The organism is Aeromicrobium sp. UC242_57 (assembly GCF_044452305.1).
GTDB lineage: Bacteria > Actinomycetota > Actinomycetes > Propionibacteriales > Nocardioidaceae > Aeromicrobium.
On record NZ_JBIOAM010000005.1, the window covers coordinates 1,126,334 to 1,139,746 of the forward strand.

At 67.8% G+C, this 13,413-nt stretch carries 16 protein-coding genes, 3 pseudogenes and 1 riboswitch; of the genes and pseudogenes, 18 read left to right on the plus strand and 1 reads right to left on the minus strand.

What is annotated here, in order from left to right; translation table 11 throughout:
* Positions 1-128: 128 nt before the first annotated feature.
* A pseudogene (locus ACHMWU_RS28605) lies at positions 129-673 on the minus strand (NUDIX hydrolase family protein).
* Positions 674-937: 264 nt separating this feature from the next.
* Between ACHMWU_RS28605 and ACHMWU_RS28610 the strand changes: the two are divergent.
* From ACHMWU_RS28610 to map, 18 genes and pseudogenes are all read left to right on the plus strand, one after another.
* A complete protein-coding gene (locus tag ACHMWU_RS28610; RefSeq protein ID WP_396048871.1) occupies positions 938-1,360 on the plus strand; it encodes a hypothetical protein in 423 nt (140 codons plus the stop codon).
* Between the two features lie 49 nt (positions 1,361-1,409).
* Positions 1,410-2,960: a hypothetical protein gene (locus ACHMWU_RS28615; RefSeq protein WP_396048872.1), complete on the plus strand. Its 1,551-nt coding sequence runs from the start codon at positions 1,410-1,412 to the stop codon at positions 2,958-2,960.
* Positions 2,890-3,636 carry a hypothetical protein gene (locus tag ACHMWU_RS28620; RefSeq protein ID WP_396048873.1) on the plus strand — a complete coding sequence of 249 codons (747 nt, stop codon included), beginning with the start codon at positions 2,890-2,892 and terminating at the stop codon, positions 3,634-3,636. Before ACHMWU_RS28615 ends, ACHMWU_RS28620 begins: the two co-directional genes overlap by 71 nt.
* Positions 3,567-4,598, plus strand: a complete 1,032-nt coding sequence (locus ACHMWU_RS28625; RefSeq protein ID WP_396048875.1) for an Ig-like domain repeat protein — start codon at positions 3,567-3,569, stop codon at positions 4,596-4,598. The genes ACHMWU_RS28620 and ACHMWU_RS28625 overlap by 70 nt, the downstream gene beginning before the upstream one ends.
* 139 nt (positions 4,599-4,737) lie before the next feature.
* Positions 4,738-5,094: pseudogene (locus ACHMWU_RS28630) on the plus strand (NAD(P)/FAD-dependent oxidoreductase); the annotation flags it as partial.
* Between the two features lie 104 nt (positions 5,095-5,198).
* Positions 5,199-6,062, plus strand: a complete 864-nt coding sequence (locus ACHMWU_RS28635; protein WP_396048876.1) for an NAD(P)/FAD-dependent oxidoreductase — start codon at positions 5,199-5,201, stop codon at positions 6,060-6,062.
* Positions 6,063-6,137: 75 nt separating this feature from the next.
* The gene (locus tag ACHMWU_RS28640; protein WP_396048877.1) at positions 6,138-6,320 is read left to right on the plus strand and encodes a hypothetical protein; all 183 of its coding nucleotides are present in this window, start codon (positions 6,138-6,140) and stop codon (positions 6,318-6,320) included.
* Positions 6,321-6,458: 138 nt separating this feature from the next.
* A riboswitch (TPP riboswitch) is annotated at positions 6,459-6,570 on the plus strand.
* Positions 6,560-7,174: an ECF transporter S component gene (locus ACHMWU_RS28645; protein ID WP_396048878.1), complete on the plus strand. Its 615-nt coding sequence runs from the start codon at positions 6,560-6,562 to the stop codon at positions 7,172-7,174. (Overlaps the previous riboswitch by 11 nt.)
* A 2-nt stretch (positions 7,175-7,176) precedes the next feature.
* Entirely contained in the window at positions 7,177-8,142 is a 966-nt protein-coding gene (locus ACHMWU_RS28650) for an ABC transporter ATP-binding protein (protein WP_396048880.1), read from the plus strand.
* The gene (locus ACHMWU_RS28655; RefSeq protein ID WP_396049268.1) at positions 8,030-8,569 is read left to right on the plus strand and encodes an ABC transporter ATP-binding protein; all 540 of its coding nucleotides are present in this window, start codon (positions 8,030-8,032) and stop codon (positions 8,567-8,569) included. Before ACHMWU_RS28650 ends, ACHMWU_RS28655 begins: the two co-directional genes overlap by 113 nt.
* 108 nt (positions 8,570-8,677) lie before the next feature.
* Positions 8,678-9,265, plus strand: a complete 588-nt coding sequence (locus tag ACHMWU_RS28660; RefSeq protein WP_396048881.1) for an energy-coupling factor transporter transmembrane component T family protein — start codon at positions 8,678-8,680, stop codon at positions 9,263-9,265.
* Between the two features lie 65 nt (positions 9,266-9,330).
* Entirely contained in the window at positions 9,331-9,789 is a 459-nt protein-coding gene (locus ACHMWU_RS28665; RefSeq protein ID WP_396048882.1) for a MaoC family dehydratase, read from the plus strand.
* Position 9,790: 1 nt separating this feature from the next.
* Entirely contained in the window at positions 9,791-10,015 is a 225-nt protein-coding gene (locus ACHMWU_RS28670) for a hypothetical protein (RefSeq protein ID WP_396048883.1), read from the plus strand.
* On the plus strand, positions 9,940-11,004 hold the full coding sequence (locus ACHMWU_RS28675) for an acyl-CoA dehydrogenase family protein (protein ID WP_396048884.1): 1,065 nt from the start codon (positions 9,940-9,942) through the stop codon (positions 11,002-11,004). The genes ACHMWU_RS28670 and ACHMWU_RS28675 overlap by 76 nt, the downstream gene beginning before the upstream one ends.
* Positions 11,004-11,805, plus strand: a pseudogene (locus ACHMWU_RS28680) (SDR family oxidoreductase). The gene ACHMWU_RS28675 and the pseudogene ACHMWU_RS28680 overlap by 1 nt, the downstream one beginning before the upstream one ends.
* A gap of 78 nt (positions 11,806-11,883) precedes the next feature.
* Entirely contained in the window at positions 11,884-12,246 is a 363-nt protein-coding gene (locus ACHMWU_RS28685; RefSeq protein WP_396048886.1) for a DUF4287 domain-containing protein, read from the plus strand.
* A 24-nt stretch (positions 12,247-12,270) separates the two neighbouring features.
* Positions 12,271-12,645, plus strand: coding sequence for a hypothetical protein (locus tag ACHMWU_RS28690; protein WP_396048887.1), 375 nt, complete (start codon positions 12,271-12,273; stop codon positions 12,643-12,645).
* Positions 12,642-13,409 carry a type I methionyl aminopeptidase gene (gene map / locus ACHMWU_RS28695; protein WP_396048888.1) on the plus strand — a complete coding sequence of 256 codons (768 nt, stop codon included), beginning with the start codon at positions 12,642-12,644 and terminating at the stop codon, positions 13,407-13,409. Before ACHMWU_RS28690 ends, map begins: the two co-directional genes overlap by 4 nt.
* Positions 13,410-13,413: the final 4 nt, after the last annotated feature.

Below are 13,413 nucleotides of genomic sequence, written 5' to 3' on the forward strand. Positions count from 1 at the left end.
GATTCAGACTACTCCTGTAGGTCGGCCGGAAGCACAGGGCATCGGCGGACAGCGTCGAGGCGGTGACTGAGCGACCTGTCACGCGCAGGAACAGGTCGCTCAGTCACCGCCTCAGGTGCGAGCAGGTGCTACTGGGTCAGGACGCCCATGTGGGCCAGGGCTTCCTTCAGCAGGGAGCCTCGTCCGCCCTCCATGTCGTTCAGCACCTCGGGGTCAGCGGCCTCGGTGGGGGTGAGCCAGGTCAGCTCGAGGGCGTCCTGGCGAGGCTTGCAGTCGCCGGTCACGGGTACGACGTACGCCAGCGCGACGGCGTGCTGGCGTGGATCGTGCAGTGCCGTGACACCGGGCAGCGGGAAGTACTCCGCGACGGAGAACGGCACCGTGGACGCCGGGAGCTGGGGAATGCGGTCGGGCCGAGATCCTTCTCGAGGTTGCGCAGCAGCGCCTCGCGCACCGACTCGCCGTGCAGGACGCGCCCCGACACGAGAGTGCGACTGATGACTCCGGTCGTCGACGATCCCCGTAGCAGCACGCCGATCGAGTCGACCTGACCCAAGGGGTTGATCCGGACGGGAACGGCCTCGACGTACAAGATCGGGACCCGCGCCCGCGTCTCGTCGAGTGCGAAGTCGGGAAGCCAGCCGGGATTGGGATCAGGAGTGCGCACGGACATGGCCACATTGTGTCCTACGGCTGGTGATGACGATGGAGCCCGCGCGCGGATAGCACACGAAAGGGCACCTGCGGGGCGCTGAGATTTAACGTGATGGGCCGCGGCGAAATCGTTGTGAAACGCATTTTGAAACGATTTGAAACCCGTGTGTCGGACTCTGAGGACCTCATCAAAGGAGTCTGTGTGATCTCAGAACGACGACACGGGTGGCGGACCGGACTGGCCGCCGCACTCGTATCCATCCCGCTGGCCTGCCTGCCCTCCATGGCGATAGCGGCCGATGACGATCTCGCCTCAGGATCCGGCTGGGAAGTGACCCAGGCGCCCGGCGGCTACCTCGTCACGGTCGATCTCGACAAGAAGCTTCCGATCGTCTCGGACGCGCCGACGATCGAGGTCGACGGCGTTCTCGATCGGTCTCGCGACCGAAGCAGCGGACGGCAAGAGCCTGTCTGTCTTCACGACCGACCCGGACGTCGTCGATGCGGACAGCGCCGAGGCAGGCTGGTTCAGCAAGCCGAGCGGTGGCGTCGCGCAGAAGTCGTCAGCGGTCCCGGCAGCGAGTGCAGACCCCGAACCTCTCGACGAGAACCCCGCCTCGACCGGCTCCTACGCCTTCACCGAGGCGGTCTACAACTTTGGCGCCCAGGCGATCCCGCTGGCCGGGATCGGCGGCGTCCGCGGTGAGCTGCAGGGCAAGGTCTACCTGCCCAAGACCGGTGGGGCTCGCCCGACCGTGCTCCTGCTGCACGGTCGTCACACGTCCTGCACGTCGCCGGCTGGCAGCGGCGGAGTGTCCAACCCGTTGCGCTGGCCGTGCGGCCCCAACCAGGTCAACATCCCGAGCTTCGCCGGCTATGACGGCACGGCTCGCGCGCTGGCCAGCCACGGCTACGCGGTCGTGTCGATCGCGGCCAATGCGGTCAACTCCAATGACAACGAGCTCGCTCTCGACCGCGGCGCCCAGGCCCGCGGCCAGCTGCTGCTCGACACCCTGACGATGCTCGACAAGGCGAGCAAGGGTGAGCCGGTCAGCTACCGTGACACGCAGAAGGACAAGGACGTCACGCTGGCCGACGCGCTCGCCGACCAGGGCCCGCTGCCGGGACTGACCGTCGGCACCGAAGGACTGAGCGCCGCAGATTTCGTCGGCCGCTTCGACCTGACGAACGTCGGCATGATGGGCCACTCGCGCGGCGGTGAGGGCGTCACCTCGGCGGCCACCCTCAACCAGGCGCTCGACAAGCCCTGGGGGATCAAGACGATCCTGCCCCTCGCGCCGGTCGACTTCAACCGCATGACGGTGCCGAACGTCGCGATGAACGTCGTCCTGCCCTACTGCGACGGCGACGTCTCCAACCAGCAGGGCCAGCACATGCTCGACGACACGCGCTACGCCTTCGACGACAACTCGTTGCGCAGTGCCGTGTGGGCGATGGGCGCCAACCACAACTTCTACAACACGGTCTGGACGCCCGGCGTCTACCCCTATGTCGTCAGCGATGACTGGGGCGCGACCTCGACCGACGCAGTCTGCGGCCCGCGGTCGGCCACCAACATCCGCATGACGGCCCAGGAGCAGTACGACATGGGCACGGCCTACATGGCTGGCTGGTTCCGTCTCACGATGGGTGACGAGAAGCAGTTCCTGCCGATGTTCGACGGGTCGGGCGCGGTCCCGGCCGTCCTGAACGGTGAGGACATCCGCAGCGTGTCGACGGCTCCGGCCTCCGAACGCGCGACGATCGCGACGTTTGAGTCGACCAGCTCGCTGATCCGCACGCAGGGCGCTGCGACAGCCACACTGTGTGCCAGCGCCTGGGGGCGTACGCTCCCGACGCAGCTGCCGACCTGCTCGACGGCCATAGGAACCAGCGCGACACCGCACTGGACTCCCGCGACCAACGGTGGCAACGTTCCAGCGACACCCATGACGAAGCTGTCGTGGACCGCGCTGTCGACCGGCACCACGACCCAGACGCCCAGCGAGGTGCGAGTCACGGTTCCGGCCGCTGCTCGCAAGGCAATCGGATACGACCGCCTGTCGGTCAAGATGGCCGCCGACGAGTCGGTTCTCACCGGAACGGACGTGAAGATCACAGTCGTCGACGGCAGTGGCGTGACCTACTCGTCGCCGGTCTCGGCGCTCAACTCGCTGGCAGTCAGCCGGATGCCGGCATCGACATCGCCCACCGAGCTTTCGACTGAAGAAGATCGTGCTGCAGCAGGTCAACATCGCGACGTCGACGCTCGCCGACGCCGGACTCAACCTGGCGGACATCCGTGAGGTGCGATTCGGTGCAGCGACCGGCGCGGACGCAACGACGACCGGCTCGGTGTTCCTGTCGGACCTGGCATTCGAGAGCTCGAGCGTCGGAACCCCGGTCGTCAAGAACGAGCGGACCGTCGACCTGGCCGTCCCGACCGTCGCCGAGGGCAATGCACCAGGCTCGGCCGACATCGCGGTGTACCTCGATGCGCCGTCGACCAAGCCCGTCACGGGTTATGTCTCGGTGCTGGGTTCGACCACGAGTCGCGGCGGCATCACGATGGAGAAGGTGTCGTTCGCGCCGGGTGAGACGTGCAAGGTCGTGACTGCGCAGGTCAACGGCGACACACTGGCCAGCACGACGGCGAGCACGGCGATCACCAGCTCGATCATCAACGTGAGCGGCGCGGTGCAGGGCAAGAAGGCTCTGGGCAGCCTGGTCGTCGTCGAGGACGACGGTGTGACCGGATCGGCTGCGGCCCTTCCGGCACCCGGTGTCCAGGGCGACGCGTGTGCTGAGCTCGCGGCATCGAAGACGACCGGCAAGGTGACGGTCGGACAGGAGATCGCGGCGCCCGGCGACAGCGTCCAGCCACGGCGACGGGCTACCGGGTCGGCGAGTCCGTGGCCTTCTCGATCGGGGGGACGGCACTGGCTACCGGCATCGCCGATGGCGCTGGCAAGGTCACGGTGACCGCTCCGGTTCCCACCGATGCGGCGCTCGGCGTCACCGAGCTCTCGGCGGTCGGTGCGGGAACGCGCTTCACGTCCACGGGATCTGTCGAGGTGCTCCACTCCACGGCGACGACGTTGTCGATGTCGCCGGCTATCCCGGAGATCAACGAGGCAGTCACGCTCACCGCGCAGGTGGCAGGCATCGACACGGAGGGAACCGTCGAGTTCTTCGACGGCACCACGTCGCTGGGCACCGGCACCGTTGCAGACGGCGTCGCGACCCTGGCGGTCGACGGCTTCAAGGCCGGCGAGCATGCGATCACCGCGACCTTCGCCAAGACGGCGACGGCCCAGAAGTCGGAGTCCAACGTCGTCGGTCTGACCCTGACGAAGGGCAAGTCTGGAATCGCGATGCTGCTGGCCACGGACTCCGCGGTCTACGGGTCGGCGGTCAAGGGATCGGTTGCAGTCGCCAACGGCGACGGCGGGACGGTCACCGTGACCTACGCCGGTAAGTCGCTCGACCTCCCGTTGGGCTCAGGTGACGTGGCGACGTTCACGATCCCGGCAGGTCTGGCAGCTGGCAGCCACGACGTCAGTGCCGTCTTCAACGGCACCGACAAGGTCGATCCGAGCGGCGTCGCCTCGGCGCAGCTGAAGATCACCAAGAAGGCCACGGCTGCGACGGTCACGTCGAAGTCGTCGGTCAAGAAGGGCAAGACGTTGACCGTCAAGACGACCGTCAAGGGCGGGACGGCCGGGACGTTCCCGACCGGCTCGGTCAAGATCTACGTCAGGACCGGCAAGGGCGGCTACGTCCTGAAGAAGACCGTGTCGCTCTCGGCAGCCGCCAAGGGCGTCGTCAGCACGGGAGTCAAGGTCGCGAACAAGAAGACGACCGTCTGGGTCAAGGCGGTCTACTCCGGCAGCGCCAACTACTCCGGCAGCTCGACCGGGACGAAGGCGGTGAAGGTCAAGTAAGCAGCGGGTAGAGCGGGGAGGGTCCTACGGGGCCCTCCCCGCTCTCTGGTGTCGCAGTGCTGTTGCGCCGTTGTGGTGGCAGCATGAAACCGTGATCAACGGCGGCGTCTCGTTCTGGTGGCACCAGGTCGGCGTGCCGATGCCACGGGCGTCCCTCGACGGTGACCTCGACTGTGATGTCTGCATCGTGGGAGGCGGGCTCAGCGGGCTCTGGACGGCCTATGCCCTGGCGGCTGTCGACCCGCAGCTCGACATCGTGGTGCTGGAGGCCGAGTTCGCCGGCTTCGGTGCCTCGGGTCGTAACGGAGGATGGCTGTCGGCCGAGCTGTCGGGCAGCAAGGAACGCTACGGCGCGACGCACGGGCGCGACGGTGTGACGGCTCTGGTCGGAGCCATGGAGCGGGCCGTCGACGACGTCATCGAAGTGTGTCGGGCCGAGCAGATCGAAGCCGACATCGTCAAGAACGGCGTCCTGTACGTGGCGCGGTCGAACGCCCAGCTCATCCGCATGCGGGAAGGGCTCGGCGCTGACGCCGCCTGGGGGATCGGCGCGGAGCATCAGCAAGAGCTGACCGCGGACGGCTCGACCGTCGGCTGCACGTGGCAGGCGCGTTGGGCGGGACGTTCAGCCCGCACTGCGCACGCGTCCACCCGGCCAAGCTCGTCGCCGGGATCGCGGCCGCCGTCGAACGCCGTGGGGTGCGCATCCTCGAACGGACCCGTGCACAGCGCATCGAGCCGGGCGTCGTGACGACGGATCGCGGACGGGTGCGGGCTCCGCGGATCCTGAGGTGCCTCGAGGGCTACACCGCAAGCATCCGCGGCCAGCGACGTACGTGGCTGCCGATGAACTCCGCGATGATCGTCACCGAGCCGCTACCCGACTCGGTGTGGGACGACATCGGCTGGTCGGGCGCCGAGCTGTTGGGCGACAACGCGAATGCGTACTGCTACGCGCAGCGCACCGCGGACGGCCGGATCGCCTTGGGCGGGCGGGGGATCCCGTACCGGTTCGGTTCACGTACCGACGTCGACGGCCAGACCCAGGACTGGACGGTGGAGTCGCTGACCACGATCCTGCATGGCATGTTCCCGGCGGTACGGCCTGCCCGCATCGACCACGCCTGGTGTGGGGTGCTGGGCGTGCCGCGCGACTGGTGCGCGAGTGTCTCGTTCGATCCGTCGACGGGTCTCGGCTGGGCCGGCGGCTACGTCGGCAGTGGCCTCACCACGACCCACCTGGCCGGTCGCACGCTCGCCGACCTCGCGCTCGGTCGTGACACCGATCTCACGTCGCTGCCGTGGGTCAACCGGTCGGTGCGGCGGTGGGAGCCAGAACCGTTCCGCTGGCTCGGGGTCAAGGCGATGTACGGGCTCTACCGCGAAGCAGATCGCCGCGAGAACAAGGGCCTCGCTGGCCCTAGCCGGTTGGCACGCATCGGCAACGTCCTGACCGGCCGCTGAGCCTGGCCGACCTCGTTGACCTCATGGGCTCGGTTTGTGAGTGATGACGTGTCGCACCCGAGACGTTGCCGTTAGGTGATCTCCCAGTTCGGGTCCGATCCGGGCAGCGATGTCGAAGATGCGAGTGATGTCGTCACTCAGGTTCCGAGCGTGTATCGGCTCGTGGTGCGCGATTCTGTTGCGGAGAAGCCGTACTTCGTCGAGCTCGGCGTGCAACGTGCGTTTCTGTCTGATGCTGAGCGTAAGGTTGGCTACTGACAGAGAGCCCCGGGACAAACGGCGTAGCGGCGTCAGCCAGCGAACCCCCCCGGGGCCTTGTCGTCTCCGAGTCACTGCCGACGCGCCTGATGGCACGATCAGATTCCTTCGTCCCCAGCGGGCGGGTGTAGCCTCGACTGCACAAGACAGGGGAGCGCCTCAAGCAGAGGGCGCTGAGAGTGCGGATCCGCCGCAGACCCTTGAACCTGCTCCGGTTAGTACCGGCGAAGGGAGTCACGATGAGTTCTGCCATCACGTCTACAGGCAGGTCCTTGGTGCGTTATCGCACGATCGACTTGGTCACCATCACCACCCTGGGTGTCGCCTTCGGCGTCATCTTCTGGGGGTGGGGCAAGCTGTACGCCGCCGCCAGCACCGCAGGGATGCTGTCGTTTCCGCCGAGCGTCGCGCTGTTCGGTGGCGGCTGGCTGATCGCCGGTGTCGTCATCGGCCTGATCGTCCGCAAGCCCGGTGCCGCACTGGCCGGCGAGGTGATCGCTGCCAGCATCTCGGCGCTGCTCCCTGGCAATGAATGGGGCATGACCGCGATCGTCTCGGGCCTGCTCCAAGGCGCGGGCGTCGAGATCGTCCTGGCGATCGGCCTCTACCGTCGTTTCGGCGTCGTGTTCGCGGCCGCAGGTGCTGCACTGGCCGCCGTGTTCGAGGTCCTCTACGAGTGGTCCAACTGGTACTCGTACTGGGGCTGGGGCTACAAGCTCGCGCACCTGGGGGTCTTCGTGGCCTCGGGCATCATCATCGCGGGCATCGGTGGATTCCTCCTGGTCCGGGGTCTCGCCCGGGCTGGTGCCCTGGACGCCTTCGAGGCCGGACGCGAACAGGTCGACGAGGTCTAGCCATGTCCACCGGCGAAGTCCGCTTCCGCGACTTCACCTGGCGCCCCATGGGCCGCCGACACCCCGTCATCGCCGGGTTCGACCTGACCGTCGAACCCGGCGAGCGGGTGCTGCTCGTCGGCCCGAGCGGCGCCGGCAAGTCGACCTTGCTGCACGGACTGGCCGGCGCTCTCGGGTCGACGATCGCAGGCGAGCTGAGCGGAACAGCCCATGTCGACGGCAGACTGGGCTTGCTGCTGCAGAATCCGGCCGACGCGATCGTGGCCGAACGGATCGGCCGCGACGTCGCCTTCGGCCTGGAGAACGCGGCTCTCCCGGCCGCACAGATCTGGCCGTTGGTCGACACGGCGCTGGCTGCGGTCGGCCTGACGTATCCACGTGATCACTTCACGGGTGCCCTGTCCGGCGGCGAGCAGCAACGTCTGGCGCTGGCGGGGGTCCTTGCGATGCACCCCGATGTCCTGCTGCTCGACGAGCCGACGTCGATGCTCGATCCGGACACCGCGACAAGCGTCCGTGAGGCGGTGCTGGCGGCAACCCGCGACCGTACGTTGATCGTGGTCGAGCACCGGATCGGGCCGTGGCTGCCGCACGTGGACCGGGTGGTTGTCCTGGGGCCGGGTGGCGTGGTGGTCAGCGATGGGACCGTCGCGAGCTTTTCTGGCTGGGAGCGCGCCGTCTGGAGTCTGGATGCCCGGCATGACCGCGCCGCGCCCGCTCGACGTCCCCGCTGGGCTGGTCGGCCCGGTCGGCGAGGCCCCGACCGTGACGGCGCAGGACGTCTCGGTCGAGCTGGTCATGCGCACGCTGCGAGGGACGCAGCGCACCATGGCCCTGAAGGGTCTGACCACGTCGATCGCGCCCGGCCAGGTCACGGGGTTCACGGGACGCAGCGGCGCGGGCAAGTCGACCGCGTTGGCGGTGCTCGGCGGGCTGCTCAAGCCTGCCTCGGGCACGGTGACACCTGATCTACGCCGGCTGCGATCGACCGCTCTGGCGGCATCGGTCGGCTGGGTGCCGCAGAACCCGGAGCACGGCTTCTTGACCACTAAGGTCGCCGACGAGGTCTGTCACACTGCCACTCGGCTCGAACGACACATCGATGTCATGGCAGTGCTCGACCTCTTCGGCCTGGCGCACCTGGCAGGCGCTCACCCTTATCGGCTGTCCGGGGGCGAGCAGCGACGGTTGGCCATCGCCGCGGCGCTCGGGCACCGGCCGGGAGTCGCGTTGCTGGACGAACCCACCGTCGGGCAGGACCCTGGCACCTGGGCTGCGGTGGCTGGGTGGATCGCAGCGGCCCGCGACGCGGGTGCGACGGTGAGTGTCTCGACGCACGACCCCGATCTGCCGCTTGACGTCGAGCACCGCATGGCTGCGGGGGTGATGATGTGAGGGGCCTGGTGCTCCGGGCCAATCCACTGGCCCTGATCTCGGTCGGTCTCCTGTCGTTGGTCGGATCGTTCTGGGTGCGCAGTCTCGAGGTCGGCCTGATCGCGCTGGGTGCCTTATCTGCTCGCAGCGTTGCTGCTGCTTCCGGGTTGGCGCTATCCGCTCGTGTGCTTGCTGTTCACCGCCTTCGCTTCGGCGACGATCGTCTACTCGACCTGGCGGCTCGGCGGCCGTGACGTCGAGCAGGCCTTCACGGCCGGCCTGCGGATCATGGTGCTGGCCTGGCCCGGGTCGGTCATGGCGGGCTACGTCGACCCGACCCGGCTGGCGGACTACCTGGCGCAGACGCTGCACCTGCCTGCGCGGCTGATGGCAGCGTTCGCGGCAGCGCTGCAGAAGTTCACTGGTTTCGGCTTGGCCTGGCAGCAGCTCGAACGTGTGCGACGGGTCAGGGGGTTCGGCGCCAGCCGCAGCCCGTTGGCACAGGGGCGCCACGCGGCGAACATGTCGTTCGCGCTGCTGGTCCATGCGATGCGTGGGGCGACGACGACGTCGATCGCGATGGACGCACGTGGATTCACGAACGCCCACGGGCGGACGTGGGCCGAACCGGCCCCCTGGACGAGACTCGACAAAGGAGTGCTCGTCGTGGCAGGTCTGCTCGGGGCGGTCCCGATCGTCGCCAGGATGCTGCTCTAGACCCTGGCACCGACACGGGCTAGGGTGCCAACTAAGCAAGCGCTTACCTAGCCGGAGGTTTTTGAATGACCCGTGTATTCGACAGCATCGACGCCCTGAAGGCCGTGGCCGGGCAGGAGCTCGGTACCAGCGACTGGATGACCGTGACCCAGGAGCAGGTCAACACGTTCGCCGACGCGACCGGCGATCACCAATGGATCCACGTCGATCCCGAGCGTGCGGCCAAGGGGCCGTTCGGTGGCCCGATCGCCCACGGCTACCTGACTCTCTCCCTGCTCCCGGTCCTGGCCGCCGAGATCTACTCCGTCGAGAACATCGCCTTCGGCATGAACTACGGCGCCAACAAGGTCCGGTTCCCCTCGCCGGTCCCGGTGGGGTCACGGCTGCGGGCCACCGCGACGCTCAAGGAGACCAACGACATCGCGATCGGCACCCAGGTCGTCATCACCTTCGTGATCGAGGTCGAAGGTGCGACCAAGCCGGTCTGCATCGCCGAGGTCGTCTACGTCTACGCAGGGGCCTGACATGCACTTCGCCTTCGACGACGTGACGAATGAGCTGATCGAGCGGGTCACCGCTTTCATGGACGCCGAGGTCTACCCAGCCGAGCCGATCCTCAAGCAGCAGATCGAGCAGAGCATCGCCGAGGATCGCTGGACGTTCCGCCCATCGTCATGGAGCTGCGCGCGAAGGCGAAGGCGCAGGGACTCTGGAACTTCTTCGACCCGAGCGAGCACGGCGCAGGGCTGACCAACCTGCAGTACGCGCCGATCGCCGAGATCACGGGACGCAGCATCCAGATGGCTCCTGCGGTGTTCAACTGTGCTGCGCCCGACACCGGCAACATGGAGGTGCTGGGCATGTTCGGCACCGCCGAGCAGAAGAGCCGCTGGCTCACGCCCCTGCTCGAAGGAGACATCCGCTCGGCCTTCGCGATGACCGAGCCGCAGGTCGCCTCGTCCGACGCCACCAACGTCGAGCTGAGCATCGTCCGCGATGGCGACGAGTACGTCATCAACGGCCGCAAGTGGTGGATCACCGGCGCGATGAACCCCGACTGCAAGATCTTCATCGTGATGGGCAAGACCGATCCAGAAGCAGCGCGGCACCGTCAGCAGTCGATGATCCTGGTCGAACGGGACACCCCAGGCCTCGAGATCATCCGCGGGATGCACGTCTTCGGCTATCACGACCGCGATCACGGCGGTCACGCCGAGATGCGCTTCACCGACGTGCGGGTGCCCGCGAGCAACCTGATCGGCGGTGAGGGCGAGGGCTTCGCGATCGCCCAGGCGCGGCTGGGACCCGGTCGCATCCACCACTGCATGCGTTCGCTCGGCATCGCCGAGCGTGCCATCGAGATGATGAGCAAGCGGGCGTCGGAGCGGGTCGCCTTCGGCAAGCCGATCGCCGAGCAGGGCGTCGTGCGCGACTGGATCGCCGAGTCGCGGGTCAAGGTCGAGCAGCTGCGGCTGCTGATCCTCAAGGCCGCCTGGCTCATGGACACCGCGGGCAACAAGGCGGCGCACACCGAGATCCAGGCCATCAAGATCGCGACGCCGCAGACCGTCGAGTGGATCCTCGACAAGGCGATCCAGGTGCACGGTGCGGGCGGACTGAGCCAGGACTTCCCGCTCGCCGAGTGGTTCGCCGGCATGCGCACGCTGCGCTTCGCGGACGGTCCCGACGAGGTGCACAAGAACGCTCTCGCCAAGGCTGAGCTCAAGCGGCACGCCTGATGGACGTCCGGGGCGCGACAGCCGTCGTGACCGGTGCCGCGAGCGGCATCGGGGAGGGGATCGCCCAGCGTCTCCTCGAGGAGGGCGCGTCTGTCGTGCTCCGGCGACCTCGACGGCGAGCGGCTCGAGGCGACTGCCTCGCGTCTCGCGCAGGAGCACGTCGGCCGGGTCACCTTCGTCGCCGGCGATGCTGCTGACGCAGGCCACATCGCGGCGCTGGTCGCGGCCGCCTCGGATCCGGTCGACGTGTACGTCGCCAACGCCGGCGTCTTCCGGGGCTTCGGCCTCGAGGCGCCGGAGTCCGACTGGGCGCTCGGCTGGGACGTCAACGTCATGGGTCAGGTGCGAGCGGCCCAGGCCCTGGTGCCGGGCTGGGTCGAACGGGGCCGGGGGTGCTTCGTCAGCACGGCGTCGGCGGCCGGCCTGCTCACCCAGCTGGGCTCACCGACCTACTCGGTGACCAAGCACGCGGCGGTCGGATTCGCTGAGTGGCTGGCCGCGACGTACGGCGACCAAGGGGTGCAAGTCTGCTGCCTGTGCCCGATGGGGGTGCGCACCGACATGCTGCACGAAGGCGAGTCGAGCGAGGATGCGACTGGTCGCATGGCGATGAAGTCTGTCGTGACGGCCGGAGCGACGCTGACCCCGCTGGAGGTCGCGGACGTGCTGCTCGAGGCGATCGCCGCCGAGACGTTCTTCGCTCTTCCCCATCCCGAGGTCGGCGAGATGTATGCCCGCAAGGCGGCCGATCAGGACCGCTGGATCTCGGGCATGCAACGATTCCGGTCGTCGCTCGAATAGCTGGAGCTGCGTGTCGAATTCTGCGCTGCTCGTTCGACATAGAGGTGTCAGAAGAAGAACAGCACAGAGGAGGACCCCATGTCGTTCCAGGCGTATCTCGACGCCGTCGAGCTGAAGACCGGACTGACGCCGCGGGCGTTGGTGGACGAGGCGAAGGGACGCGGCTTCGACGCTCCAGACGTCAAGGCCGGCGTCATCATCGACTGGCTCAAGACCGACTACGGACTGGGCCGTGGCCATGCCATGGCGATCGTCCACGTCGTCAAGAACGGCCCGACGATCAGCACGAAGCACGTCGGCACCGGAGGCGCGCACAACGACCCGACCGACGTCCTGTGGCTGGACGGGAAGGCGACGAACCCGGCTCGTGAGCGGGGCGGCCGCTCCCGGCGATCTCCATCACTGGGCAGCGACGTCTCGGGTGGGGCGCCGAACGCGTAGGGTTGCCCCGAGGGAAGGTACAACGTGACGAAGGCACCAAGTTTCATCGTGATGGTCGTGGCCGAAGGGGTCGTCCTGATCGCGTACGTCCTGGCGCAGCTGGCTGAGGTCGACTTCGGATCGGCCGCCACGGCCGTCCGGGTCGCGGTGGTGGCCGCTGCGGCGGTCGTAGCGGTCGTGGCCTTTCAGGCCTGGTCGCACCGCAGCTCGCTCCACACGATCTGCGCGATGCTGCTCAGTCTTCTGGGTGGCGCCTCGCTGGTCTCGTCGGTCACGACGGCCGAGGGCAATGACGTCTACGGCAGCGCGCCGATGGCCCTGGTCGGAACCGCCGCGGTGGTCGCTGCCGTGGCCGTGACACTGGTCGGCATGTCTCGCGAACGGCAGGAAACCCGATGATCGAACTTCTCACCCCCACCCAGCTCGACGAGATGCGCCCGGCGGGCCGGTTCGTCGCGTCGGTGCTGACGGCGTTGTCCGAGGCAGCCGATGTCGGCGTCAACCTGATCGACCTCGATGCGTTGGCGCACGAGATGATCCGCAAGGAGGGCGCGGAGTCCTGCTACATCGACTATCACCCCTCGTTCGGCGCGAGCCCGTTCGGCAAGGTGCTGTGCACGTCGGTCAACGACGCGGTGCTCCACGGCCTCCCGCACAAGTACAAGCTGCGTGACGGCGACCTGGTGAGCTTCGACTTCGCGGTGTCGGTCAACAAGTGGGTCTGCGACTCCGCGGTCAGCGTCATCGTCGGCACCCCTCGTGAAGAGGATGTCCGGTTGATCGCCCAGGCGCAGGAAGCCCTTGATGCGGCCATCGCCGTGGCCCGTCCCGGCAACCGCATCGGTGACATCTCGGCCGCGATCGGCGCCGTGGGGCGCAAGCACGGGCTCAAGATCAACACGCAGTTCGGCGGGCACGGTGTCGGTCGGACGATGCACGGCGACCCGCACGTCCCCAATGACGGCAAGGCCGGTCGCGGACTCCCGCTGAAGCCTGGACTCGTCATCGCGATCGAGCCGTGGTTCCTGCACACGACCGACGAGATCGTGATGGACGACGACGGCTGGACCATCCGCAGCGCCGACGGCTCGCGCGGTGCTCATGTCGAGCACACGATCGCGATCACCGACGGTGATCCGATCATCATGACCGCCCGCGACTAAGCTC

Coding starts and splice junctions, on each gene's coding strand:
- ACHMWU_RS28610 (WP_396048871.1), top strand. CDS start 938: ATGGCGATAGCGGCCGATGACGATCTCGCCTCAGGATCCGGCTGGGAA.
- ACHMWU_RS28645 (WP_396048878.1), top strand. CDS start 6,560: ATGAGTTCTGCCATCACGTCTACAGGCAGGTCCTTGGTGCGTTATCGC.
- ACHMWU_RS28650 (WP_396048880.1), top strand. CDS start 7,177: ATGTCCACCGGCGAAGTCCGCTTCCGCGACTTCACCTGGCGCCCCATG.
- ACHMWU_RS28665 (WP_396048882.1), top strand. CDS start 9,331: ATGACCCGTGTATTCGACAGCATCGACGCCCTGAAGGCCGTGGCCGGG.
- ACHMWU_RS28670 (WP_396048883.1), top strand. CDS start 9,791: ATGCACTTCGCCTTCGACGACGTGACGAATGAGCTGATCGAGCGGGTC.
- ACHMWU_RS28675 (WP_396048884.1), top strand. CDS start 9,940: ATGGAGCTGCGCGCGAAGGCGAAGGCGCAGGGACTCTGGAACTTCTTC.
- ACHMWU_RS28685 (WP_396048886.1), top strand. CDS start 11,884: ATGTCGTTCCAGGCGTATCTCGACGCCGTCGAGCTGAAGACCGGACTG.
- map (WP_396048888.1), top strand. CDS start 12,642: ATGATCGAACTTCTCACCCCCACCCAGCTCGACGAGATGCGCCCGGCG.